The sequence below is a fragment of the Streptomyces pyxinae genome, assembly GCF_024756275.1.
Lineage (GTDB): Bacteria > Actinomycetota > Actinomycetes > Streptomycetales > Streptomycetaceae > Streptomyces > Streptomyces pyxinae.
Genome location: NZ_JANUGQ010000012.1, coordinates 108,831 through 132,524 on the forward strand (window position 1 = coordinate 108,831; position 23,694 = coordinate 132,524).

Genomic DNA, 23,694 nt, shown 5'->3' on the forward strand with positions numbered 1-23,694 from the left:
ACAGGACTGGCGCCAGGAGGCTTCCGGTCGGCCCCAGGCCCCGAGGGGCGGTTCGCCCTGCGCCGGGCCCCGGACGAGCGCGGGTTGCGGCCGAGCCGCTTCCGGACGGGCTCGGGCCCTGGGCAGGCGCGAGCCCCCGGACGAGCCCGGGCTCACGACAGGACTGGCGCCCGGAAGGCTCCCGGTCGGGCCCGGGCCCCGGACGAGCCCGCTTCCGGACGGGTACGGGCCCGAGGCACGGGCCCGGGATGGGCACGGGCCCCGGACGGCCTCCGGAGACGCGCCCCGGGTCCCCGGCGGCGCCCCGGGCGGACCCCCGACGAGCGGCGGCCCGTCGGTCCACGGGTCCCAGATGGGCTGGGGAGACGGGCCCGGACAAGGCACGGGCGCGCCCCGGACGGCCTCCGGAGACGCGCCCGGGTCCCCGGTGGCACCCCGGGCGGACCCCCAACGAGCGGCGGCCCGTCGGTCCACGGGTCCCGGGCGGTACGCCCCGGGCCGCCCGGGGGCCGCAGCCCGTCAGCGCACGGGCTCCGGGCGCATCCCGACACGCGTCGGCGCGAGCCCCCGGACGAGCCCGGGCTCACGACCAGGCCCGGGACCCGGACGGCCTCCGGAGCCGGGCCCCAGGCCCCGAGGGGCGGTTCGCCCTGCGCCGGGCCCCGGACGAGCGCGGGTTGCGGCCGAGCCGCTTCCGGACGGGCGCGGGTCCCGGGCGCATCCCGACACGCGTCGGCGCGGCCGTCGGCGCGCGGGCCCAGCGCCGCGCGGTTCGCCCCGGGCCGAGGGCCACGGTCCCCGGGCGGTCCGCCCCCGGGAGCCCCGGCCCCCGCCCGGTCAGCCGATCGGGAAGCCGGGGGCGCCGCCCACCGGGACTCCGGGCCACCCCGGCAGGGCCGTCACGCCGGGCACCGCCGGCAGCGGCGCGCCGGGGTCCACCGGCAGCGGCGGCACACCGGGCCGCTCGCCGGCCGGCGGGGCACCGCCGGGAGCGGGCGGCCGGTACGGGTCCGGAGCCGAGCCCCCGCCCGGCTCCGAGGGCGGCCGGGGCGCCCGGCCCGAACCGGGGCCGGCCGTCGGCGAGGGCCGGTTCCGCGCCGGACCCGACGACGCCCCCGAGCCCGGGGCCCCGGACCTCCCGGGCCCGTCGGGTCCCGCCCCGGGGGAGCCCGTCGCGGAGGACGAGGCGGGCACCGACGGGGAGGCGGTCACCGAGGGCGGCACCCGCCGGTCGCCGTCCCCGTCGCCGCTCCCGCGCATCAGCAGCACCACACCCGCCGCCCCGGCCCCGGCGAGCGCGGCGGCGAGCAGCGCGGCGGCCATCAGCGGCGTACGGCGGCCCTTGGGCCGGGCGGGTGACGGATCGGCCGGGGCGATCCCGGTGGCCAGATAGGCGGCGAGCAGCCGTTCCGCCTCCACCGCGCCCATCCGGCGGGCGGGGTCCCGCTCCAGCAGCCCCCGGACGACCGGCAGCAGCGGCCCGGCCTCGGGCGGCGGCCGGAACTCGCCCTCCACCACGGCGTGCAACACCCCGCCCAGCGAGTCCCGGTGGAACGGCGACTCCCCGGTCAGCAGCGCGCAGAGCAGCACCCCCAGCGACCAGAGGTCGGTCTCGGGCCCGGCCTGAGCGCCCCGCATCCGCTCCGGCGCGGTGTACTCGGGCGAGCCGACGAACGTCCCGGCCTCGGTGATGGTGGTGGCCCCGGCGAGCTGCGCCACCCCGAAGTCGGTGAGCACCACCCGCCCGGTGGCCGCTTCGAGGAGCACATTGGCCGGCTTGAGGTCGCGGTGCAGCACCCCGATGGCGTGCGCGGCGCGCAGCGCGCCCAGCAGCGCCAGGCCCACGGCCGCCGCCCGGCGCGTGTCCACCGGACCGTGCGCGGCGACCAGGGCGGCGAGCGAGCCGCCCTCCACCAGCTCCATCACGATGTACGGGACGCCGTCCTCCTCCACCACGTCATGGACGCAGACGACGTGCGGATGGTGGACCCGGGCGACCGCCCGCGCCTCCCGGAGCGTCGGATGGGTGTTGGTCCCGGCGTCCACGTGCAGTTCCTTGACGGCGACCGGGCGGCCGAGCAGTTCGTCGTACGCCCGCCAGACGGTGCCCATGCCGCCGCGCCCGAGCCGGGGGCCGAGCCGGTAGCGGCCGGCGATCCGCCGTTGCTCCTCAGGTTCCTGCGGTCCTCCGGCCACGGCTCATCCCCTCTGCTCGCGCCGGGGTGGCTCCCCGGCCGGTCGCGGTCGCGCGGCCCGGCGCCGGGCGGCTTCCGGGTGCTGGTCCGCCCGGCACGGCCGGCCGGGCGTCACGGCGTGTGACGGCATGTGTGCGTGAGCGGCTGCCCCCGGTTCATACCGCGACCGGCGCTTCTTCAGCCCCTTTCTGCACAACGAGCGGAGGCGCGCGGGGCTTCCGGCGGGAAGTAGGCCGAAACCGCCCGGTCCCCGGCGCGTTGCGGACCCGGGGGCGCGGAAGACGGCGCACACGGCCGTCCGACCGGCGCACGGGAGCCGTGCGGGGCCCCGCCCGGCCCCGGGCGGGACGACGACCAGACCCCGGGCGGGACCGCGACCGGACCGGGGCAGCGCCCAGGTCGTATCGGACGATGGGTGGTTATCGGGTCGGACGGTAGGAGGTGATGGCCTGGCCGTAGACCTCGGTCACCTTGTCGCGCGCGCCCTCCGGGCCGATCACCTGGATCACGTGGTACGCACCGCCGACGACCAGCGCCAGATTCCGCACGTACACCTCACGGCCGGTGCTGTCCTGCCAGGTGAACTGGCCCTCGGCCATGGCCTGCCGGCCGACGTCCGTCCGGCGCAGCCCGGTGACGGAGGACCAGGAGGAGTCCCGCCAGGGCGTCAGCTCCCGCTCCTTGTTCCGCTGGTACTCCATGGGGTCGGCGCCGTTGTCCGCCACGGTGTCCCGGCCGGGCACCACGATCAGCGTGAAGTCGCCGCCGGTGTACCGGACCTGGCCCGCGTCGTTGATCGGGCTGCGCCGCCAGTCCTCCGGGACGCCGAGCCGGAAGCCCTCGGGGTCCTCGCGGAGCGCGTAACCGGGGGCGAGGGCCGGGGCGGAGGCGGTACCGGTCTGGCCGGAGGGCGCCGGGGAGTCGGGGGACGGCCCGGTGCCGGAGGGCCTGGTGGTGTCCCCGGGGGTCGGCGCGGGCTGCCCCTGGGACGGCACGGCACCGCCCGGCCGCCCGGTGTCCGGACCGGCGTCCGGACCGGACTCGGGCAGGAAGAGCATCGCGTACGCCACCGCCGCGGCCAGCACCAGCAGGATCACCACCAGCAGGGTGCGGCCGAGGGCGCGGGGGCTCCGGTCGCGCTCCGGGGGACGCGCGGACCGGGCCCTCGACTGCCGGTGCCGGCCGTGGGCCGCGTCCGGGGCGGCGGCCGCCCGGCGCCTGCGCACCAGCTCGCCGCGGCGCCGTACCACCGGCAGCCGGGCGGCGTCGGCGGGCGGCATGGGGACGACGGCGACGCCCGCGTCCGGCTCGGGCGCCGACCGGACGAGCGAGCGCAGCCAGCCGCGCAGCTCCTCCACATCCGGGCGCTCGGTGGGATCCTGACGGAGCAGCGACTCCACGACGGGCCGGAGCGGGCCGCACTCCTCGGCGAAGGCGGGCGGCTCGGCGCAGACCAGCTGGACCAGCTCGGCGGAGTTCTCCTCCGGGTACGGGGCGTGGCCCTGTACGGCGCGGTAGAGCAGGGCACCGAGGGCCCAGAGGTCGGTGGCGGGCCCGATGGGCGGGGCGAGCTGCCAGGTGTCGTGGACCGGGCCCGCCTGCTCGGGTGCCCAGCGCTCGGTGACGGCGCCGACCATGGCGATCCGGGCCTGGCGGGCGCGCTCGGCGGCCAGCGGGGTGGCCGGGCCCCGGTATCCGGCCGGCTCCCGGTGGTCCGCCGCGGGGTGGCCGGGGACCGGGGTGCGGTCGTCGTACGCCGGGGCGGAGCGGCGGCCGTACGGGACGACGGGGCCGCCGCCCGCCGGGACCGGGCGGTCGTCCTCCCGGCCCGCTCCGGCGGACGGGCCGTCGTGCCAGCTGCCGGCGAGATGGGCCCGGTGCGGCCGGCCCCCCGGGCGGCCCGGGCCGCCGGAGCCGTACGGCCCTTCCGGGTCCACCGGGTCGGCATAGGGCCTGTCCTCGTGCGGGCCGTCCTCGTACCGCGCGTCCGCGTAGGTCCTGTCCGTGTACGGCCCGTCCTCATACGGACCGTCCTCGTAAGGACCGTTCTCGTAGGGCCCGTTCTCGTGGGGCCCGTCCTCGTCGGGGGCGGTGGAGTCGTCCTCCACCGTCCCGGCCCACCAGGGCGGTTCGGCCGACGGAGGCCGGCCCGAGTCCGCGCGGCCGCGTGCGGCGTCCAGGGCCTCCCGGGCCGCCTCCGCCTCGTCCGCCCGGGCGGCGGCCCTGGCCCCGGCCCGGTAGGCGGCGATGGCGCTGCCCGGCCGGCGATGGCCCGTCTCGGGGGAGCCGGGGGTGCCGTACGGGGCCACCGCCCCGGCGCCGGGAGCCGTACCGTACGGCGGCTCCGGGGGCGTACCGTACGGCGCGACCGATCCGCCCGGGCCCGGGCCGTAGCCGGCCGGGGCGGCACGGACGGGTCCCGCCGGGCCGCCGGGCGGCTCGGGCGGCTGCTCCGGGGCGGCGGCGAGCTCGTACCCGGCGGGGTACCCGGCGCGGGCGACCGGGCCGAGACCGGTGCCGGGGGCGCCCCGGTGGCCGGTGCCGTACTCGTTCTCCTGGCCGTCGTGGCCGTCATGGCCGTCCTGGCGGCCGTACGCACCGGCGTCGTACGCGTCGGCGGCACCCGGGTGGTCGGCCTCGCCGGCATCACCGCTGTCACCCGTATGACCGGCCCCGCCGGGGCCATACGGGTCCTCCGGGCCGTACGAGCCGTCCGGATCGGAGTCCGGGTCCGGTTCGGGGACGGGGGCGTAGCCGCAGAGGGCCTCCTCGGCGGCGCCCGCCGCGAGACCGGTGAGCACCACCCGGCCGTCGTCGCAGACCAGCACCGTGCGGGCGGTGATGTTGCGATGGGTCCAGCCGTGGACGTGCAGGGCGCGCAGCGCGGTGAGCACGTCGGAGCCGATCTCGGCGGCCCGGTAGGGGTCGAGCGGCCGCTCCACGAGCAGGGCGGCGAGCGGCCGGGCGTCGACCAGTTCGCTCACTATCCACAGCGAGCCGTCCTCGGTGAAGACGTCGAAGACCTGGTCCAGCCGCGGATGGTCGGGGATCCGGGCCGCCGCCTGGGCCGCCTCCACGGCCCGCCGCACCGCCGGGTCGGTCAAGCCCCGGGAGGGACGGCCCGGGACCGGGCGGCCGTACGGCGACTGATGACCGTAGGGGGACGGGCGGCCGTACGGGGACGGGTCGGGTGCCCCGGCGGCGTCGCCGGGCTCCACCATCTCGGCGTCCACCACTTCCGGCAACGGCAACTGCCGGACCACGACTTCCTGGCCGCTATAGGTGTCGAAGGCCCGCGCCTCGACCAGTTCGTACTCGTCGGCGGGCGGCAGCGGCAGGCGGTAGCGGTCGGCGAGCACCCTTCCCGCGTAGTCGTCCACGACGCCTCCCCACGAGCGCGCTGTCCCCAGGGGCCCGCAGGTCGCACGAACCCGGATAACTCCTCAGATCCGCCGGGCCGTCGGAAGCGTCAGCACGGCGGAATCATCGGAAACGGCCAAACCGCCAAAACGCCAGACCGTCAAGCCATCAAGACGTCAAGGAATCAAGACGTCAAACCGTCAAAGTACGGTCGTACGCGGCCGGTTCACATACCCTCGCGAGCATTTTCCGGCTGCGTACGGTCCGCAGGGTCTCACGATACGTGCAGCCGGTCAGCCCAGGGGCTTGAACGTCGCGAACGCCGTCTCCCGCAGGGTCTTGCAGGCGGCGGCCTCCCACTCGGCGGCCGGGCAGGAGACCATGATCGAGTAGCCGTGTCCGGCGTCGACCTTGAAGCCCCGGTTGAGCACCCGTACCCGCTGACCGCTCTGGTCGCGCTCGAACTGCCAGTCGGCGGCGGTCGGATACCCCTTGTAGTCGACCGCCGAGATGCCGTGGTGGCGGTAGCCCTTGCTGGTGGCCGAGACGGCGGCGACCGCCGCGCTCCAGGCCGCGGCGGCGTCGTCCTTGGGGCCGTCGGTGAAGTCCACCTGGACGCGCGGGAATCCGCCGTCGGCGCTGAATATCCCGCCGGAGTTCTGCCCGGCCACCCCGGTCATCCGGAAGCCGGCGGGCATGGCCATGGAGAAGTGGAAGCGGGGGTTCTGGACCGAGGTGTACCCGGCGGGCAATGCGCCGCCGGACGGTCCTGACGGCTGGGCGGCGGGGGTGTTCCCCGGCCGGTCCTGGCCCTTCTCCCCGCCCTGGCTCCGGCCCTCGCCCGGCTTCTGCTCGGTGCCCTGCTCGCCGTCGGTCCGGCCCGCGTTGCCGCCCGTGGCGCCGGTACCGGCGTCGGCCGCGGTACTGCCGGCCGGGGAGACGGCGGCGGCTCCGGATGTGCCGTTGCCCGCGCCCGGCTCGTCGTCACCGCTGAGAGCGATGGCCAGGACGACGCCGAGCACGGCGAGCACCACCACCACGGCGATGATCACCAGGGTGCGGCGGGGCACCACATCGGTCAGCGGCGCCCGCTGCGGGGCGGGCGGCCCGGACCGCTCCCCGGGGCGCCGGCCGGGGCCGGGCCGGGAGTCGGTCCGGGGGGCCGCCGCGGCGTTCCGCACCGAGCGGAGGGCGCCGCGCAGCCGCTCGGCCGTGTCGGTGGACGACCTGGCCGGACGGACCGGCTTGGGCTCGTCCACCGGCTGGACCGGGCGGGGCGTCTCGCCGGGCGGCGGCAGCAGTGGCACCACCCGGGTGACCTCGGCCGGCGGCGGCTCCGGCACCGCGGGCGCGGCGACCGGCTCGGGGGCGTGGATGACGGCGTTGAGCAGCCGGCGGGCCCCGGCGTCGTCCAGCCGCTGGGCGGGGTCCTTGTGGAGCAGGCCGTAGATGACCTCCTCCAGCGGGCCCGCGTTCTTCGGCGGGTCGAGCTGCTCGGTCATCACGGCGGTGAGCGTCGCGATGGCGGAGCCCTTGTCGTACGGCGGGCAGCCCTCCACGCTCGCGTACAGCAGTCCGCCGAGCGACCACATGTCGGCGGCCGGGCCCGGCTTGTGGCCCCGGGCGCGCTCGGGCGAGATGTACGAGGGCGCGCCGACGAGCATGCCGGTGGAGGTGATGGACGGGTCGCCCTCCACCTGGGCGATGCCGAAGTCGGTGAGGACGACCCGGCCGTCCTCCGCGATCAGCACATTGGACGGCTTCACATCGCGGTGCAGGATGCCCTCGCGGTGCGCCGAGCGCAGGACGTCGAGGATGGCGAGGCCGACCTCGGCGGCGCGCCTCGGGGTGAGCACGCCGTCCTCGCGCACCGCGTCGGCGAGGGACTTGCCCTCGATGAGCTCCATGACGATCCAGGGGCGGTCGTCCTCGTCCACCACGTCGTAGACCGTCACCGCGCCGTTGTTGCGGATCCGGGCGATCGCCTTGGCCTCGCGGAGGGTGCGGGTGATGAGCCGGCGCTTCTCCTCCTCGTCGATGCTGTTGGGGAAGCGCAGCTCCTTGACCGCGACCGTGCGGCCGAGGGTCTCGTCCACGGCGCGCCAGACGGTGCCCATGCCGCCCCGGCCGAGCACCCCGCCGAGCCGGTAGCGCCCGGCGAGCAGCCGTCCCTCGGCCGTGGGGCGCCCGGTGCCACCGGTACCGGCGCTCCGGCCCATGGAGCCGTCGCTCCGGCCCGCGGCGCCGCGCCCGCCGGTGCCCGCGCCGGCGTCGGGGCCACCGGCCGCCGTGCCGCCGGTGCCCGCGCCGGCCGAGCGACCGGCCGGTTCCTCGTCCTTGCGGCCCCAGGAGGTGCCGGGCGCCCGGCCCGCGCCGGACGCGCCGCCCCGGGCGCCGTCCCGCGCCGCGCCCGACGCGGCGTCACCGCCCGTGGTGGCGCCGCCCTCCGGGCGGTCGCCCGAGCGGGCCGCCGGGACCCGCCCCCGGCCACCGGCGCCGGCCGGACCCTCGCCGGGCCCGCTCTCCGGCGTTCTCTCCGGTGTCACGGCCGCCTGGCGTCCGGCGTCGCCGTTCTCCGGCCTGGCCGCTTCACCGACACCCGATTTCGTCGCGTCACGCTGAGGTTCCCGCGCCGCGTCCCGCGACTGCTCCGCTCCCGACATGCGTCCCCTCTGCGATCCCTGATCCTCGCCCGCGACTGCCGCTTTCGCGCGATGCGGTAACCCGCCCTGGAAGAGCTGCCATTGTCTCTCACTCCAGGAGTGGCGATTGTCCCAGGGTCCACCGTCCGTCAAGAACACCCCGCTGAGCAAGGCTTGCCGTCGCGTGCCCGCCAACGGGCAGCATTCACCCCGCGATCGCCCCGCCCGACCCGCACAAACCGGCACCCGGAGCCCACCGTGGGACAAGAAGTACCGAGAAGCGGAAGTGGCGCGGAAGTGCGCGGACACGGCGATACAGACGGCCGGTCGGCAGCAGTACGACGCGGGACAGATCACGGGCGGACGCGGAGTACGGCTCTGCCGCACCCCCCGGCCACGCGTCAGCGACAGGCGGACGGGCGGGCAGAGACCGTCGCGTCTTCACGGTCGTCGCCACTGCCGTGACAGCCGTACTGCCATACCGCCGTACCGCCGTGATCGGCGCGGCCGTTGCTTCGGGGGCGGGCGGGGCCGGAGCGGCGGCCCCGCTCCCGGGCGAGCGGGCGGGGCCGGAGCGCGGAGGGACGGGGCCGGAAAGGGCCATCGACGGCTCCGCTCCGGCGCGGGCGGACGGGGGTTCGGAGGGGGACGTCGCTCAGAGCGTCAGCGGGGGACGATGTCGGGTGCGCCCAGGCGGGCGGCGTCGGCGGTCAGGTCGTCGGGCTGGCGCTGGGACTCGCGCTCGGCCTCGACCCGCTTCTCGTAGTGCGTCACCTCCTTCTCGATCTGCTCCGCGTCCCAGCCGAGCACCGGCGCCATCAGCTCGGCGCACTCCCGGGCGCTGCGAGTGCCCCGGTCGAAGGTCTCGATGGAGATGCGCGTGCGCCGGGTGAGCACGTCGTCCAGGTGCCGGGCGCCCTCGTGCGAGGCGCCGTAGACCACCTCGGCGCGCAGATAGTCCTCGGCGGCGGTCAGTGGTTCGCCGAGCGAGGGGTCGGCGGCGATCAGCTCCAGGACCTCTTCGGTGAGCGTCCCGTACCGGTTCAGCAGATGCTCCACCCGGGCGACATGGAGACCCGTCCGGGCGGCGATCCCGGCGCGGGCGTTCCACAGGGCCCGGTAGCCCTCGGCGCCCAGCAGCGGCACGTCCTCGGTGACACAGGCGGCCACCCGGGCGTCCAGGCCGTGCACCGCCTCGTCCACCGCGTCCTTGGCCATCACCCGGTAGGTGGTGTACTTGCCGCCCGCCACCACGACCAGGCCGGGCACCGGGTGGGCGACCGTGTGCTCCCGGGACAGCTTGCTGGTGGCGTCGGACTCGCCGGCCAGCAGGGGGCGGAGCCCCGCGTAGACGCCCTGGACGTCGTCCCGGGTGAGCGGGACCGCGAGCACGCTGTTGACATGGTCGAGCAGATAGTCGATGTCGGCGCTGGAAGCGGCCGGGTGGGCCTTGTCGAGGTCCCAGTCGGTGTCGGTGGTGCCGATGATCCAGTGCCGGCCCCAGGGGATGACGAAGAGCACGGACTTCTCGGTGCGCAGGATGAGCCCGGTGGTGGAGTGGATCCGGTCCTTGGGCACCACCAGGTGGATGCCCTTGGAGGCGCGGACGTGGAACTGCCCGCGCTCGGCGATCAGCGCCTGGGTGTCGTCGGTCCACACCCCGGTCGCGTTGACCACCTGCTTGGCGCGGACCTCGTACTCGCCGCCCGCCTCGACGTCCCGCACCCGGACGCCCACCACCCGCTCGCCCTCGCGCAGGAAGCCGACCACCCGGGACCGGCTGGCGACCAGGGCGCCGTAACTGGCGGCCGTGCGCACCAGGGTCGTGACGAAGCGGGCGTCGTCCATCTGGGCGTCGTAGTACTGGAGGGCGCCGACCAGCGCGTCCTTCCGGAGCGCCGGGGCCACCCGGAGGGCGTGCTTCCGGGTGAGATGGCGGTGCGTCGGCAGCCCGCGGCCGTGCCCGGAGGAGAGGGACATGGCGTCGTAGAGCGCGACGCCCGAGCCGGCGTAGAACCGCTCCCAGCCCTTGTGCTGGAGCGGATAGAGGAAGGGCACCGGCTTGACCAGATGGGGCGCCAGCCGCTCCAGCAGCAGCCCGCGCTCCTTCAGCGCCTCCCGCACCAGGGCGAAGTCGAGCATCTCCAGATAGCGCAGCCCGCCGTGGATGAGCTTGCTCGACCGGCTGGAGGTGCCGGACGCCCAGTCCCTCGCCTCGACCAGCCCGGTGGCCAGTCCGCGGGTCGCCGCGTCGAGCGCGGTGCCGGCGCCCACCACTCCGGCGCCCACCACCAGCACGTCCAGCTCGCGCTCGGCCATGGCGGCCAGCGCCTCGGCGCGCTCCGCGGGTCCCAGTGTCGCTGTCCTCACCGCTGCCTCCCGTCCTGTCCCCCGTATGTGGGATATGGCCTGCATATGGCCCGTGTGGCCCGCACGAAGCCGGGTCGGGCCCCTACGACCCCGCCCCGACCGGCCGCCTGTTCCTCCGGCTGCCTGCCCGTCCGGCTGCCTGCCCGCCTCGCCTGTCCGTCCGGCAGGGCGCCGCACCGTCCGCCCGGCACCGGGCGGAACGCACCGCGCGCACGCCCCATGACCGGGTGCGCCCCCTCACCGGATTCATCCCGTGATCGGGCTCACAGACTTGATTCTGTCCCGGGCCTCCCACTTCAGCCACCGGCTGTCCACAACACCCGGGCGATCACACGCTTCCAATACGGCATAACGGTCATATTTACGCCTAGTGTGACATTGCGCGCGCTCATTCCGCCCTCAGCGGTTGCGCGCCCAGCTCACTCCGGCTACTGGGAAGGACGGCCCTCCATGCCCGCAGATCTCGCCGTCATCGGCCTCGGCCACCTCGGACTGCCCCTCGCCCAGGCCGCCACCACCGCCGGGGTGGCCACCGTCGGCTTCGACACCGATCCCCGCCCCGTCGCGGAACTCGCGGCCGGGCGCCCCCCGGTCGACGGCTCGCTCACCGCCTCGGAGATCCGCCGGATGCTCTCGGGGGGCTTCCGGCCCACCACCAACCCCACCGAACTCGGCCGGGTGCGCACCGCCGTCATCTGCGCCCCCACCCCGCCCGGCGCCGACCGCGCCCCGGACCTCACCGCCGTCACCGACGCCGCCCGGGCCCTCGCCGCCCGGCTCCGTCCGAACACCACGGTGCTGCTGGAGTCCCCGGTCCACCCCGGCACCACCGAGGAGGTGCTGCGGCCGCTCCTGGAGGCCGGATCCGGGCTGCGGGCGGGCCGCGACTTCCACCTCGCCTACTCCCCCGGCCGTCTCGACCCGGGCAACCGCGCCCAGGAGTACGCCCACACCCCCCGGGTGATCGGCGGCCTCACCCCCGCCTGCACCGAGGCGGCGGCGGCCTTCTACGGACGGCTCACCGACAAGGTGGTCCGGGCCCGGGGCCCGCGCGAGGCGGAGACGGTCAAGGTGCTGGAGACCAACTTCCGCCATGTCAACATCGCGCTGGTCAACGAGATGGCGGTGCTCTGCCACGAACTCGGCGTCGATCTCTGGGACGTCATCCGGTGCGCCGAGACCAAGCCCTTCGGCTTCCAGGCGTTCCGCCCGGGTCCCGGGGTCGGCGGCCACTCCGTACCGGTCGACACCGTCGGCGGCCACCGCCCGCTGCGACTGGTGGAACTGGCCGGCCAGATCAACGAGCGGATGCCGCAGTACGTGATCCGGCGGTGCGCCCAGCTGCTCAACGAGCACGGCAAGTCGGCGCGCGGCGCCCGGATCCTGCTGCTCGGCGTCACCTACAAGCCCGATCTGCCGGACCGGGAGGCCGCCCCCGCCGGCGAGATCGCCCGGCGGCTGATGGAACTGGGCGCGGTGGTCAGCTACCACGACCCGCATGTCCTGGACTGGCGGGTACGGGACCGGCCGGTGCCGCGCGCGGACTCGCTCTACGAGGCGGCGGCCGCGGCCGATCTGACGGTGCTGCTCCAGCACCACCGGACGTACGACCTCCAGGGCCTGGCCGTCAAGGCGCAGCTCCTGCTGGACACCCGCGGCGCCACCCCGGCCGGCGCCGCCCACCGCCTCTGACCCGCCCCGGGCACCCGATGAGGGGGCTCGCTCCCGGGCACACGGGAGAGGGACACGGTCCCCCGGGCACACGGAGAGGGGCCCGGACCGCTCATGGGTCCGGGCCCCTCTCCGTAGCGGAACCGCTCCGCTCCCCGGGCCGAAACCGACGCACTCCCCGGGCCGAGAGCGAACCGGGGACCGGGCCGGGAGCGAACCGAGGACCGCGCCGGTGCGCCGAGGACCGGCCGTCCGGCCGGGCCCCGGCGGCGGCCGTCAGCGGCGGTGCTGGGAGTCCGCGACGGTGACCTCGACGCGCTGGAACTCCTTGAGCTCGCTGTAGCCGGTGGTGGCCATCGCCCGGCGCAGCGCGCCGAAGATGTTCATCGACCCGTCCGGGCTGTGCGAGGGACCGGTGAGGATCTCCTCGGTGGTGCCGACCATGCCCAGGTCGACCAGCTTGCCGCGCGGTACGTCCTCGTGGACGGCCTCCATGCCCCAGTGGTGGCCCTTGCCCGGCGCGTCGGTGGCCCGCGCCAGCGGGGAGCCGATCATCACCGAGTCGGCGCCGCAGGCGATGGCCTTCGGCAGGTCGCCGGACCAGCCCACCCCGCCGTCCGCGATGACGTGGACGTACCGGCCGCCGGACTCGTCCATGTAGTCCCGGCGGGCGGCCGCGACATCGGCCACCGCGGTGGCCATCGGGACCTGGATGCCCAGGACGTTGCGGGTGGTGTGCGCGGCGCCGCCGCCGAAGCCGACCAGCACGCCCGCAGCGCCGGTGCGCATCAGGTGCAGGGCGGCGGTGTAGGTGGCGCAGCCGCCGACGATGACCGGCACGTCCAGCTCGTAGATGAACTGCTTCAGGTTCAGCGGCTCGGCCGCGCCGGAGACGTGCTCGGCGGAGACGGTGGTGCCCCGGATGACGAAGATGTCGACCCCGGCGTCCACGACCGCCTTGGAGAACTGGGCGGTGCGCTGCGGGGAGAGCGCGGCGGCGGTGACCACACCCGAGTCGCGCACCTCCTTGATGCGCCGGCCGATCAGCTCCTCCTGGATCGGGGCGGCGTAGATCTCCTGCAGACGGCGGGTGGCGGTGGCCTCGTCCAGGCCGGTGATCTCGTCCAGCAGCGGCTGCGGGTCCTCGTGGCGGGTCCACAGACCCTCCAGGTTGAGGACGCCGAGGCCGCCGAGCCGGCCGATGCGGATGGCGGTCTCCGGGGAGACCACCGAGTCCATCGGAGCCGCCAGGAACGGCAGGTCGAACCGGTAGGCGTCGATCTGCCAGGCGATCGAGACCTCCTTCGGGTCCCGGGTGCGCCGGCTCGGTACGACGGCGATGTCGTCGAACGCGTACGCCCTGCGGCCGCGCTTGCCGCGCCCGATCTCGATCTCAGTCACGATGTGTGGCCTTTCCCTCTACGTCTGCGCCTACCAGTATCCCCGACCCATGCGGGAGGGGCGGTTCCGGTCAGGTCCGGAACCGCCCCTCGCACGCACCGCCGGGCGTCGGCGCGGTCGCACCGCCGCGCCCGCCCCTCGTCGATCGCTGCCGGCTACTTCCGGCTGTAGTTCGGCGCCTCGACCGTCATCTGGATGTCGTGCGGGTGGCTCTCCTTGAGGCCCGCCGAGGTGATCCGGACGAACCGGCCGCGCTCCTGGAGCTCCGGCACGGTCCGGCCGCCGACGTAGAACATCGACTGGCGCAGACCGCCGACCAGCTGGTGGACGACCGCCGCGAGCGGGCCCCGGTAGGGCACCTGGCCCTCGATGCCCTCGGGGACCAGCTTCTCGTCGGAGGCGACGCCCTCCTGGAAGTACCGGTCCTTGGAGAAGGAGCGCTGCTCGCCCCGGGTCTGCATGGCACCCAGCGAGCCCATGCCCCGGTACGACTTGAACTGCTTGCCGTTGATGAAGAGCAGCTCGCCGGGCGACTCCTCGCAGCCCGCGAGCAGCGAGCCGAGCATCACCGTGTCGGCGCCGGCGACCAGCGCCTTGGCGATGTCGCCGGAGTACTGGAGCCCGCCGTCGCCGATCACCGGGACGCCGGCCTCCTTGGCGGCCAGGGACGCCTCGTAGATGGCGGTGACCTGGGGGACGCCGATGCCCGCCACGACCCGGGTGGTGCAGATGGAGCCGGGGCCGACACCGACCTTGATGCCGTCCACGCCCGCGTCGATCAGCGCCTGGGCGCCGTCCCGGGTGGCGATGTTGCCGCCGATGACATCGACGGCGGAGTTCGACTTGATCTTGGCGACCATGTCCCCGACGAGCTTGGAGTGGCCGTGGGCGGTGTCCACGACGATGAAGTCCACGCCCGCCTCGATCAGCGCCTGGGCGCGCTCGTACGCGTCCCCCGCGACGCCGACGGCGGCGCCGACCAGCAGCCGGCCGTCCTTGTCCTTGGCGGCGTTGGGGTACTTCTCCGCCTTGACGAAGTCCTTGACGGTGATCAGGCCCTTGAGGACGCCCTCGTCGTCCACCAGCGGCAGCTTCTCGATCTTGTGGCGGCGGAGCAGCTCCATGGCGTCCACCCCGGAGATGCCGACCCTGCCGGTGACCAGCGGCATCGGGGTCATGACGTCCCGCACCTGCTGGCTGCGGTCGGTCTCGAAGGCCATGTCGCGGTTGGTGACGATGCCGAGCAGCTTGCCCGCCCGGTCGGTGACCGGGACGCCGCTGATGCGGAACTTGGCGCAGATGGCGTCGGCCTCGGCGAGCGTGGCATCCGGGTGGACCGTGATCGGGTCGCTCACCATGCCGGACTCGGACCGCTTCACCAGGTCGACCTGGTTGGCCTGGTCCGCGATGGAGAGATTGCGGTGGAGCACGCCGACACCGCCCTGGCGGGCCATGGCGATCGCCATCCGGGACTCGGTCACCTTGTCCATGGCGGCCGAGAGCAGCGGGATGTTCACCCGTACGTTCCTGGAGATGTACGAGGCGGTGTCGATCTGGTCGGGCGCCATGTCCGACGCGCCGGGCAGCAGCAGCACGTCGTCGTAGGTCAGCCCGAGTGTCGCGAATTTTCCGGGCACTCCGTCGACGTTGGCAGTCATGACACCTTCCCCAAATGGCCTTGATCGGTGCGGATGTCCATGCTAACGGGCTTCGGCCGTGTCTCATTCCACGAGCAAGATCAGACAAAAGCTTTGTACGTTCGTCCGTACGCCCCCCCGGGACGCCCCACCGCACACCCGCCCGCCGGCGCACCACCCAGCCGTTCCGCCACGGCCCGGCTCACCGCCCGCCGGGCCCGCCGGCGCACCGCTTCGCGCGGCTCGACGGAAGGGCGGATCGGGGGGATCCGGGGGCCTACTGCTCCGCCAGGGCCCGGAGCCTGCTGAGCGCGCGGTGCTGGGCCACCCGGACGGCGCCCGGGGACATGCCGAGCATCTGGCCGGTCTCCTCGGCGGTCAGCCCCACCGCCACCCGCAGCACCAGCAGCTCCCGCTGGTTCTCCGGAAGGTTGGCGAGCAGCCGCTTGGCCCACTCGGCGTCGTCGCTGAGCAGCGCCCGCTCCTCGGGGCCGAGCGAGTCGTCGGGCCGCTCGGGCATCTCGTCGGAGGGCACGACGGTGGAGCCCGGGTGGCGCATCGCGGCCCGCTGGAGGTCCGCCACCTTGTGGCCGGCGATGGCGAAGACGAACGCCTCGAAGGGGCGCCCGGTGTCCTTGTAGCGCGGCAGGGCCATGAGCACCGCGACGCAGACCTCCTGCGCCAGGTCCTCGGTGAAGTGGCGGGCGTCACCGGGGAGCCGGTTCAGCCGGGTGCGGCAGTAGCGCAGTGCCAGCGGGTGGACATGGGCCAGCAGATCGTGGGTGGCCTGCTCGTCCCCCTCGACGGCGCGGTGGACGAGTGCGCCGATCGTCCCCCGGGCGGCGGCCGCCTCCTCGTCGCGCATCGGACCATGGTGCCCTGCGGACCGCTGGTCCGTACCGCCGCGTGCGTAGTTGTGCACCGAAGCGTTATGAGCAGGTACGCCGGACCTCATCCCCTGCGCCCTCCCCTTCCGCTCGATTTCCGCTCGATCGACTCGTCCCCGAGGAACTCCACCCCTCAAGGATGCGGCATCGGGCGGGAAACAGACATCGGGCCTCCGCCGCCCCGTCCGCCGGGCGGCGGACGGGATACGTACGGGCCTCCGCCCGCGGACGCCCCCGGACGGCCGGACGGGGTCCGGTGGAGCGACCCCGGCCGCCCGAGCGGGCTCGGCGGACCCGGCGGGCTCAGCGCACCAGACCCCAGCGGAAGCCGAGGGCCACCGCGTGCGCCCGGTCCGAGGCACCCAGCTTCTTGAAGAGCCGCCGGGCGTGGGTCTTGACGGTGTCCTCGGAGAGGAACAGCTCGCGGCCGATCTCGGCGTTGGACCGGCCGTGGCTCATGCCCTCCAGCACCTGGATCTCCCGGGCGGTGAGGGTGGGCGCGGCGCCCATCTCGGCCGAGCGGAGCCGGCGCGGCGCGAGCCGCCAGGTCGGGTCGGCGAGCGCCTGGGTGACGGTGGCCCGCAGCTCGGCGCGCGAGGCGTCCTTGTGCAGGTAGCCGCGGGCACCGGCGGCCACCGCGAGCGCCACGCCGTCCAAGTCCTCGGCGACGGTGAGCATGATGATCCGGGCGCCGGGGTCGGCCGAGAGCAGCCGGCGGACGGTCTCGACGCCGCCCAGTCCGGGCATGCGCACGTCCATCAGAATCAGGTCCGAGCGGTCCGCGCCCCAGCGGCGGAGGACTTCCTCGCCGTTGGCCGCGGTCGTCACGCGCTCGACACCGGGCACGGTGGCGACGGCGCGGCGGAGCGCTTCTCGGGCGAGCGGGGAGTCGTCGCAGACGAGGACGGATGTCATGACGGGCCTCCGCAGCTGATGCGCGTCACCTTGAGCCTCCAGGCTGGTCGTTTCGTCACCTGAGCGGTAAGCGCTCCCGGACACCCGCCCGAGTGCTTGTTCTCTCAACCGCTTCCGCACCTCTCAACGACGGTCACTCGAAAGAGTTACGGGCCACGCCGACTCAATCGACACGCTACGTGAGGGCCCGGATACGGCGGGAGTACCGCAGGTCACCATGGCTTCACGTAGAGCTATGCCCCATTTAGCGGCTTTTCCTTCCGTTTGCTGGTGTCTATGGCTAGATTCGCAATGAGTCATATTTACATCTACTTAGACAGTAGGAACTGCTGGTGGCTGACAGACAGCCGCCGGCCGACCGCCGACGTCGGATCGGACCCACCGACCTGCCGGCCCGGCCATCCGCCCAGCATCGGCTTCAACCGGCTTCAAGGGGACATGCGCCATGGCAGATTTCTCCCGCCTTCCAGGGCCCAACGCCGACCTGTGGGACTGGCAGCTGCTCGCGGCCTGCCGTGGGGTCGACAGTTCGCTCTTCTTCCACCCGGAGGGTGAGCGCGGCGCGGCACGGAGCGCTCGCGAGAACTCCGCGAAGGAGGTCTGCATGCGCTGTCCGGTACGGGCCGAGTGCGCGGCGCACGCGCTGGCCGTCCGGGAGCCGTACGGCGTCTGGGGCGGGCTCACCGAGGACGAGCGCGAAGAGCTCATGGGCCGGGCCCGCCACCGGCTGATCAGCGCGTCGGCGGGACCGGCCGAGCAGAACTGAAGGAACGTTTCTCCAGGGGGGCACCACGGGGTGCCGGGGGTGTCACCGGGCCGCACGGCCCCGGGCGGCGGGGCGGCGGGATCCCGGGCCCCGCCATGCCCGGACGGGACCGGAGCCCGCACGCAGGGCGGGGTTCCGGGCCTCGCGGATGGCCGGGCCGCAAGCCGGGCGGGAGGGGCGGGCCGGAGCCTCGCGGGGCGGCCGGAGGCCGAGTGGCGGGCCGGGGCCGCAGCCGGAACCTGGCGGGGAGACCGGGGCCACTAGTCGCGTCCGGCCGCCAGGGCGAGCTGGTCCAGGGTGGCGGCGACCGCCGGGACCCGGGCGAGGTCCGGCAGGGTGAGGGCGACGATCTCCCGCCGCACCGGGGGCTCCAGGGCGACGGTACGGGCCCCCTTGGCGCGCACCGACTCGATGGCCAGCTCGGGGAGGACGGCGACCCCGAGCCCGGCGCCGACCAGCCCCACCACGGCCGGGTAGTCGTCCGTGGCGAAGTCGATGCGCGGGCTGAAACCGGCCTCCTCGCAGACCTCCACCAGCTGGCGGCGGCAGCGCGGGCAGCCGGCGATCCAGGACTCGCCGGCCAGTTCCCCGATCACCACCGAGCCGGCGCCGGCGAGCCGGTGATCCTCCGGAACCAGCCCGACGAGCCGGTCGGTGCGGAGCGGGCGCACCACCAGGTCGCCCCACTCGCCGGCGGCGGCCGGGCCGTACCGGAAGGCCAGCGCCACGTCGCAGTCGCCCTCGCGGAGCATCTCGACCGAACGCGGCGGCTCGGCCTCCACCAGGGAGACCCGGGTGCCGGGATGGGCGGCGCGCAGGGCGGCGAGCGCGGTGGGGACGAGCGTCGAGTTGCCGCTGGAGAAGGAGACCAGCCGCACCCGGCCGGCCCGCAGCCCCGCGATGGCGGCGACCTCCTCCTCGGCGGCGGTCAGCCCGGCGAGGATGCCCGAGGCGTGCCGGACCAGGGCCTCGCCGGCCTGGGTGAGCCGCATCTCCCGGCCGGTGCGGATGAGCAGCGGGGTGCCGGCAGCGGATTCGAGGGCCTTCATCTGCTGGCTGACGGCGGGCTGGGTGCAGCCGAGCTCGCGCGCGGCCGCCGAGAAGGAGCCGGTGGCGGCGACGGCGCGCAGGACACGGAGGTGCCGGGCTTCGATCACCCTTCGACTATAAGCACTTCTTGGGTGGTGTTGGCGATGATCGTTGGATTGTTTGAGAACGGCCCGCTAACGTGCCGCCATGAAGCTTCTGACCGTGAACGTGGGACGGCCGAGATCCGCCGGCTACACCGACGCCCCGAGCGGGACGACCGGCATCGACAAGCGGCCGGCCGACGGGCCGGTGCGGGTGACGGACCCCGGGGCGCCGGGTGCCGGTGGCAGCGGGGTGGCCGGGGACACCGTCTCCGATCTGCGCTTCCACGGCGGTACGCACCAGGCGGTGTACGCCTTCGCCCGCGAGGAGCTGGACCACTGGGAGGCGGAGCTCGGCCGGCCGCTCGCCAACGGCTCGTTCGGCGAGAACCTCACCACCTCCGGGGCCGATCTGGACGCGGCGCTGATCGGTGAGCGGTGGCGGGTGGGTACGGCCCTGCTGGAGGTCGCCTCGGTCCGGCTGCCCTGCCGTACGTTCGCCGGCTGGCTGGACGAGCGGGGCTGGGTCAAGCGGTTCACCCGGCGGGCGTCCCCGGGGGCGTACTTCCGGGTGCTGGAGCCGGGCGAGGTGCGCGCGGGCGAGCCGATCCGGGTGGTGCACCGCCCGGCGCACCAGGTGACCACCCGTCTCGTCTTCCGCGCGGTCACCCTGGAGCGGCCGCTGCTGCCGGAGATCCTGGCGGCGGGCGAGGCGCTCCACCCGGATTTCCGGGAGACCGCCCACACCTATCTGCGGACGCGGACGGCGAGCGCCACGATCTGACGGGGCGGCGGCACGGGGCCGGCGGCACGGGATCAGCGGCAGGGGCCCGGCGGCGCGGGGCCGGCGGCAGGGGCCGGCGCCGGCGGGACCGGCGGTGGGGTCCCGACTTCCCGCCGCTTCCCCGGAGTCATCCGTCCGGCGGAGTGGCCGGGAGGCGCGGGCGGACGGGCCGGGCGGCGCGCCTGGCACTAACGTTCGGCCTATGACGACTGCACTGATTACCGGAGCGACGGCGGGCATAGGGGCCGCCTTCGCGCGGCGGCTGGCGGCGGACGGCCACGACGTGGTGCTGGTGGCCCGCGATGTGAAGCGGCTGCGGGCGCAGGCGACCGAACTGCACGACCGGCACGGGGTCGAGGCGGAGGTGCTCCCCGCCGACCTCTCCACCGAGGACGGCATCGCGGCCGTCGAGACCCGGCTGGCCGATCCGCGCCAGCCCGTCGATCTGCTGGTCAACAATGCCGGCTTCGGCAACAAGGGCCGCTTCCTGGACGTCGGCATGGCCGACGAGCTGACCATGCTGAAGGTGCACTGCGAGGCGGTGCTGCGGCTCACCGCCGCGGGCGCCCGGTCGATGCGGGAACGGGGGCGCGGCGGGGTGGTCAACGTGGCCTCGGTCGCCGCCTTCGTGCCGCGCGGCACCTATGGCGCGTCCAAGTCGTGGGTGGTGCAGTTCACCCAGGGCGCGGCCCGGGACCTGGCGGGCACCGGGGTCCGGCTGATGGCGCTCTGCCCCGGCTTCGTACGGACCGAGTTCCACCAGCGGGCCGGCATGGGCACGGACGGCATCCCCGGCTGGATGTGGCTGGACGCCGACAAGGTGGTCGCCGACGCGCTGGCCGACCTGGCGCGCGGCCGGACGCTCTCGATTCCGGACCCGCGCTACAAGGCGCTGATGGGCGTGGTGAAGCTGGCGCCGCGCGCCCTGCTGGGCGGGGTGAGCACCCGGATGGGCCGCAAGTACGGGCCCCAGTAGGCCCGGCCGGCACCCGACGGGCCGGACGGGGCCGATACCCGACGGGCCGGACGGGCCGGCACCCTACCGGGCCGGATCGGACACGTCCGGGCCGACCCCGAGCGTGCCGGGCCAGGCCCGCACGTGCCGGGCCGGACGCCGACGTACCGGATGCGACCGTGCTTGAACGGGCCGGGCCGGACGCGCCGGGCCCGAACGGGCCGGGGCGGCGGCGCACCGGGCCGAGGCCGGAACACGCCGGGCCGGTAATGCGTCGGACCGGGCGACGCGCCGGGGCCGGAACGCACCCAGCCCGGAACGCGCCGGGGCCGGAACGCACCCGGGCCGGACGCGCCGGGGCCCGGCGCCCCCGTGTGGGGAGCGCCGGGCCCTGGTCGCGTACGTACCGTCGTACGACCGGATCAGTGGGCGTGGCCGTGGCCGTGGCCCGCGTCCGCCGGCTCCTCTTCCTTCTTCTCGACGACCAGGGTCTCGGTCGTGAGCAGCAGGGAGGCGATGGAGGCGGCGTTCTCCAGCGCGGAACGGGTCACCTTCACCGGGTCGATGACGCCGGCCTTGACCAGGTCGCCGTACTCGCCGGTGGCGGCGTTGAAGCCCTGGCCCTTGTCCAGCTCGGCCACCTTGGCGGTGATCACGTAGCCCTCCAGGCCCGCGTTCTCCGCGATCCAGCGCAGCGGCTCGACGGCGGCGCGGCGGACGACCGCCACACCGGTGGCCTCGTCGCCGTCCTTGCCGAGGTTGTCCTCCAGCACCTTGACGGCGTGGACCAGCGCGGAGCCACCACCGGAGACGATGCCCTCCTCGACCGCGGCGCGGGTCGCGGAGATGGCGTCCTCCAGACGGTGCTTCTTCTCCTTCAGCTCCACCTCGGTGGCGGCGCCGACCTTGATCACGCACACGCCGCCGGCCAGCTTGGCGAGACGCTCCTGGAGCTTCTCGCGGTCCCAGTCGGAGTCGGTGGTCTCGATCTCGGCCTTGATCTGGCTGACGCGGCCCTGAACGTCGTCGGAGTTGCCGCCGCCGTCCACGATCGTGGTGTCGTCCTTGGTGACGGTCACCCGGCGGGCGGTGCCGAGCACGTCCAGACCGGCCTGGTCGAGCTTGAGGCCGACCTCCTCCGCGATGACCGTGGCGCCGGTGAGGGCGGCCATGTCACCGAGCATCGCCTTGCGGCGGTCGCCGAAGCCGGGGGCCTTCACCGCGACCGCGTTGAAGGTGCCGCGGATCTTGTTGAGGACCAGGGTCGACAGGGCCTCGCCCTCGACGTCCTCGGCGATGATCAGCAGCGGCTTGGAGCCACCCGCCTGGATGACCTTCTCCAGCAGCGGGAGCAGGTCGGTGATGGCGGAGATCTTGCCCTGGTGGATCAGGATGTACGGGTCGTCGAGGACGGCCTCCATACGCTCCTGGTCGGTCACCATGTACGGGGAGAGGTAGCCCTTGTCGAAGGCCATGCCCTCGGTGAAGTCCAGCTCCAGACCGAAGGTGTTGGACTCCTCGACGGTGATGACACCGTCCTTGCCGACCTTGTCCATCGCCTCGGCGATGAGCTCGCCGACCTGCTGGTCCTGCGCGGAGAGCGCGGCCACGGCGGCGATGTCGGACTTGTCGTCGATCGGGCGGGCGGTCGCGAGGAGGTCCTCGGACACGGCCTTGACCGCGGCGTCGATGCCCTTCTTCAGGGCGGCCGGGGAAGCGCCGGCGGCGACATTGCGCAGGCCCTCGCGGACGAGCGCCTGGGCGAGCACGGTGGCGGTGGTGGTGCCGTCACCCGCGATGTCGTTGGTCTTGGTCGCCACCTCCTTCACCAGCTGGGCACCGAGGTTCTCGTACGGGTCCTCGATCTCGACCTCACGGGCGATCGTGACACCGTCGTTGGTGATGGTGGGCGCGCCGAACTTCTTGTCGATGACGACGTTGCGGCCCTTGGGGCCGATCGTCACCTTGACCGTGTCGGCAAGCTTGTTGACGCCGCGCTCAAGGGCGCGACGGGCGTCCTCGTCGAACTTCAGGATCTTCGCCATGGGAGCGGTTCAGCCCTCTCGGAAATCAAACGGGTGCAACGAACCGCGCCCCTCGCCGCCCGGCAATCAGCGGGGTGACCAGGGGCGCAGCTCACATCGAACAGGGTGAAGCGGTGCTTACTTCTCGACGATCGCGAGAACGTCGCGCGCCGACAGGACGAGGTACTCCTCGCCGCTGTACTTCACCTCGGTGCCGCCGTACTTGCTGTACAGCACGATGTCGCCGGTCTTGACGTCGAGCGGCAGGCGCTCGCCGTTCTCGAAGCGGCCCGGGCCCACGGCCAGGACGACGCCCTCCTGGGGCTTCTCCTTGGCGGTGTCCGGAATGACCAGGCCAGAGGCGGTGGTCTGCTCGGCGTCGAGCGGCTGGACCACAATGCGGTCCTCAAGCGGCTTGATGGCAACCTTGGAGCTGGTGGTCGTCACGATCCGACCTCCCCCTTCGGAGATCTCACGGGGTCAACTGTCTGAGGTGGCGACCAGGTCGATCCGTCGTCGCGGGTGCCGGACCTGCCCGTCGCTGTGTTGGCACTCTCCGGTGGGGAGTGCCAGAGGCGAGACTATGACCGCGATTAGCACTCGGTCAAGCGGAGTGCCAGTTCCGGGCCATGTCGCCCCCTTCGTCGCCGGAATCCACCCTCCCGCCGGGCCCGGCGAGCGGGGCGCGCAGGGCCGGGCCGCGGGCGGCGCCCAGCGCGTCGAGCCCGTCGAGCGCGTCGATGCGATGCGCCGCCTCGCGTCCCAGCCGGCCGATCGGGTCCATGGCGGGGGCGCAGGGGGCGCAGCCGGCGGCGAGGAGGAGCGCGGCGACGGCCAGCAGAGCGGCCACCGGCCGGTGCGGGCGGGCCGGCCGGGGCTGCCGCTGCGGGCGAGGTGACCAGGGTGGGCGAGGTGACGACCGCGATGGGCGAGGTGGCCGGGGCGGGCGCCGGGTGG

16 protein-coding genes are annotated in these 23,694 nt (G+C 74.6%); 4 read left to right on the forward strand and 12 right to left on the reverse strand.

Features of this window, described 5'->3' with window-relative positions:
• Positions 1 to 837: 837 nt before the first annotated feature.
• From NX801_RS15885 to NX801_RS15900, 4 genes are all read right to left on the reverse strand, one after another.
• Positions 838 to 2,112, reverse strand: coding sequence for a serine/threonine-protein kinase (locus NX801_RS15885; RefSeq protein ID WP_258788472.1), 1,275 nt, complete (start codon positions 2,110 to 2,112; stop codon positions 838 to 840).
• 502 nt (positions 2,113 to 2,614) lie between these two features.
• Positions 2,615 to 5,575 carry a protein kinase gene (locus tag NX801_RS15890; protein WP_258788370.1) on the reverse strand — a complete coding sequence of 987 codons (2,961 nt, stop codon included), beginning with the start codon at positions 5,573 to 5,575 and terminating at the stop codon, positions 2,615 to 2,617.
• A 273-nt stretch (positions 5,576 to 5,848) separates the two neighbouring features.
• Entirely contained in the window at positions 5,849 to 8,218 is a 2,370-nt protein-coding gene (locus NX801_RS15895) for a serine/threonine-protein kinase (RefSeq protein ID WP_258788371.1), read from the reverse strand.
• A gap of 642 nt (positions 8,219 to 8,860) precedes the next feature.
• Positions 8,861 to 10,567, reverse strand: a complete 1,707-nt coding sequence (locus NX801_RS15900; protein ID WP_258788372.1) for a glycerol-3-phosphate dehydrogenase/oxidase — start codon at positions 10,565 to 10,567, stop codon at positions 8,861 to 8,863.
• Between the two features lie 450 nt (positions 10,568 to 11,017).
• On the opposite strand from NX801_RS15900, the gene NX801_RS15905 reads away from it, so the two are divergent.
• A complete protein-coding gene (locus NX801_RS15905) occupies positions 11,018 to 12,259 on the forward strand; it encodes a nucleotide sugar dehydrogenase (protein WP_258788373.1) in 1,242 nt (413 codons plus the stop codon).
• A gap of 255 nt (positions 12,260 to 12,514) precedes the next feature.
• Here the strand turns inward: NX801_RS15905 and NX801_RS15910 are convergent, their stop codons facing one another.
• From NX801_RS15910 to NX801_RS15925, 4 genes are all read right to left on the reverse strand, one after another.
• Positions 12,515 to 13,639 (reverse strand): GuaB3 family IMP dehydrogenase-related protein, encoded by a 1,125-nt coding sequence (locus NX801_RS15910; protein ID WP_258788374.1) that lies wholly within the window; start codon positions 13,637 to 13,639, stop codon positions 12,515 to 12,517.
• A 155-nt stretch (positions 13,640 to 13,794) separates the two neighbouring features.
• The gene (guaB, locus tag NX801_RS15915; protein WP_258788375.1) at positions 13,795 to 15,297 is read right to left on the reverse strand and encodes an IMP dehydrogenase; all 1,503 of its coding nucleotides are present in this window, start codon (positions 15,295 to 15,297) and stop codon (positions 13,795 to 13,797) included.
• Between the two features lie 256 nt (positions 15,298 to 15,553).
• Entirely contained in the window at positions 15,554 to 16,141 is a 588-nt protein-coding gene (locus NX801_RS15920; RefSeq protein ID WP_309505849.1) for a sigma-70 family RNA polymerase sigma factor, read from the reverse strand.
• Between the two features lie 325 nt (positions 16,142 to 16,466).
• Positions 16,467 to 17,078, reverse strand: a complete 612-nt coding sequence (locus NX801_RS15925) for a response regulator transcription factor (protein ID WP_003948568.1) — start codon at positions 17,076 to 17,078, stop codon at positions 16,467 to 16,469.
• A 445-nt stretch (positions 17,079 to 17,523) separates the two neighbouring features.
• On the opposite strand from NX801_RS15925, the gene NX801_RS15930 reads away from it, so the two are divergent.
• Positions 17,524 to 17,844 carry a WhiB family transcriptional regulator gene (locus NX801_RS15930; protein WP_258788377.1) on the forward strand — a complete coding sequence of 107 codons (321 nt, stop codon included), beginning with the start codon at positions 17,524 to 17,526 and terminating at the stop codon, positions 17,842 to 17,844.
• Between the two features lie 260 nt (positions 17,845 to 18,104).
• On the opposite strand, the gene NX801_RS15935 is transcribed toward NX801_RS15930, so the two are convergent.
• Complete coding sequence (locus NX801_RS15935) at positions 18,105 to 19,001, reverse strand: LysR family transcriptional regulator (RefSeq protein WP_258788378.1); 897 nt, start codon at positions 18,999 to 19,001, stop codon at positions 18,105 to 18,107.
• Positions 19,002 to 19,080: 79 nt separating this feature from the next.
• Between NX801_RS15935 and NX801_RS15940 the strand changes: the two genes are divergently transcribed.
• Together NX801_RS15940 and NX801_RS15945 are read left to right on the forward strand one after the other, a co-directional pair.
• Entirely contained in the window at positions 19,081 to 19,758 is a 678-nt protein-coding gene (locus NX801_RS15940) for an MOSC domain-containing protein (protein ID WP_258788379.1), read from the forward strand.
• 202 nt (positions 19,759 to 19,960) lie between these two features.
• Positions 19,961 to 20,734, forward strand: coding sequence for an SDR family NAD(P)-dependent oxidoreductase (locus NX801_RS15945; protein WP_258788380.1), 774 nt, complete (start codon positions 19,961 to 19,963; stop codon positions 20,732 to 20,734).
• Between the two features lie 401 nt (positions 20,735 to 21,135).
• On the opposite strand, the gene groL is transcribed toward NX801_RS15945, so the two are convergent.
• The 3 genes from groL to NX801_RS15960 all read right to left on the reverse strand — a co-directional run bounded on the left by groL (position 21,136) and on the right by NX801_RS15960 (position 23,587).
• A complete protein-coding gene (groL, locus tag NX801_RS15950) occupies positions 21,136 to 22,758 on the reverse strand; it encodes a chaperonin GroEL (protein ID WP_258788381.1) in 1,623 nt (540 codons plus the stop codon).
• A 117-nt stretch (positions 22,759 to 22,875) separates the two neighbouring features.
• Positions 22,876 to 23,184 carry a co-chaperone GroES gene (groES, locus tag NX801_RS15955; protein WP_010471835.1) on the reverse strand — a complete coding sequence of 103 codons (309 nt, stop codon included), beginning with the start codon at positions 23,182 to 23,184 and terminating at the stop codon, positions 22,876 to 22,878.
• Between the two features lie 157 nt (positions 23,185 to 23,341).
• Positions 23,342 to 23,587: a hypothetical protein gene (locus NX801_RS15960; RefSeq protein ID WP_258788382.1), complete on the reverse strand. Its 246-nt coding sequence runs from the start codon at positions 23,585 to 23,587 to the stop codon at positions 23,342 to 23,344.
• Between the last annotated feature and the right edge of the window lie 107 nt (positions 23,588 to 23,694).

Excerpts from the sequence above, each read along its gene's own strand:
- NX801_RS15945 (WP_258788380.1), top strand. The coding sequence starts at position 19,961 with ATGACGACTGCACTGATTACCGGAGCGACGGCGGGCATAGGGGCCGCC.
- NX801_RS15925 (WP_003948568.1), bottom strand. The coding sequence starts at position 17,078 with ATGACATCCGTCCTCGTCTGCGACGACTCCCCGCTCGCCCGAGAAGCG.
- groL (WP_258788381.1), bottom strand. The coding sequence starts at position 22,758 with ATGGCGAAGATCCTGAAGTTCGACGAGGACGCCCGTCGCGCCCTTGAG.
- NX801_RS15940 (WP_258788379.1), top strand. The coding sequence starts at position 19,081 with ATGAAGCTTCTGACCGTGAACGTGGGACGGCCGAGATCCGCCGGCTAC.
- guaB (WP_258788375.1), bottom strand. The coding sequence starts at position 15,297 with ATGACTGCCAACGTCGACGGAGTGCCCGGAAAATTCGCGACACTCGGG.
- NX801_RS15895 (WP_258788371.1), bottom strand. The coding sequence starts at position 8,218 with ATGTCGGGAGCGGAGCAGTCGCGGGACGCGGCGCGGGAACCTCAGCGT.
- NX801_RS15885 (WP_258788472.1), bottom strand. The coding sequence starts at position 2,112 with ATGGGCACCGTCTGGCGGGCGTACGACGAACTGCTCGGCCGCCCGGTC.
- NX801_RS15930 (WP_258788377.1), top strand. The coding sequence starts at position 17,524 with ATGGCAGATTTCTCCCGCCTTCCAGGGCCCAACGCCGACCTGTGGGAC.
- NX801_RS15905 (WP_258788373.1), top strand. The coding sequence starts at position 11,018 with ATGCCCGCAGATCTCGCCGTCATCGGCCTCGGCCACCTCGGACTGCCC.
- NX801_RS15920 (WP_309505849.1), bottom strand. The coding sequence starts at position 16,141 with ATGCGCGACGAGGAGGCGGCCGCCGCCCGGGGGACGATCGGCGCACTC.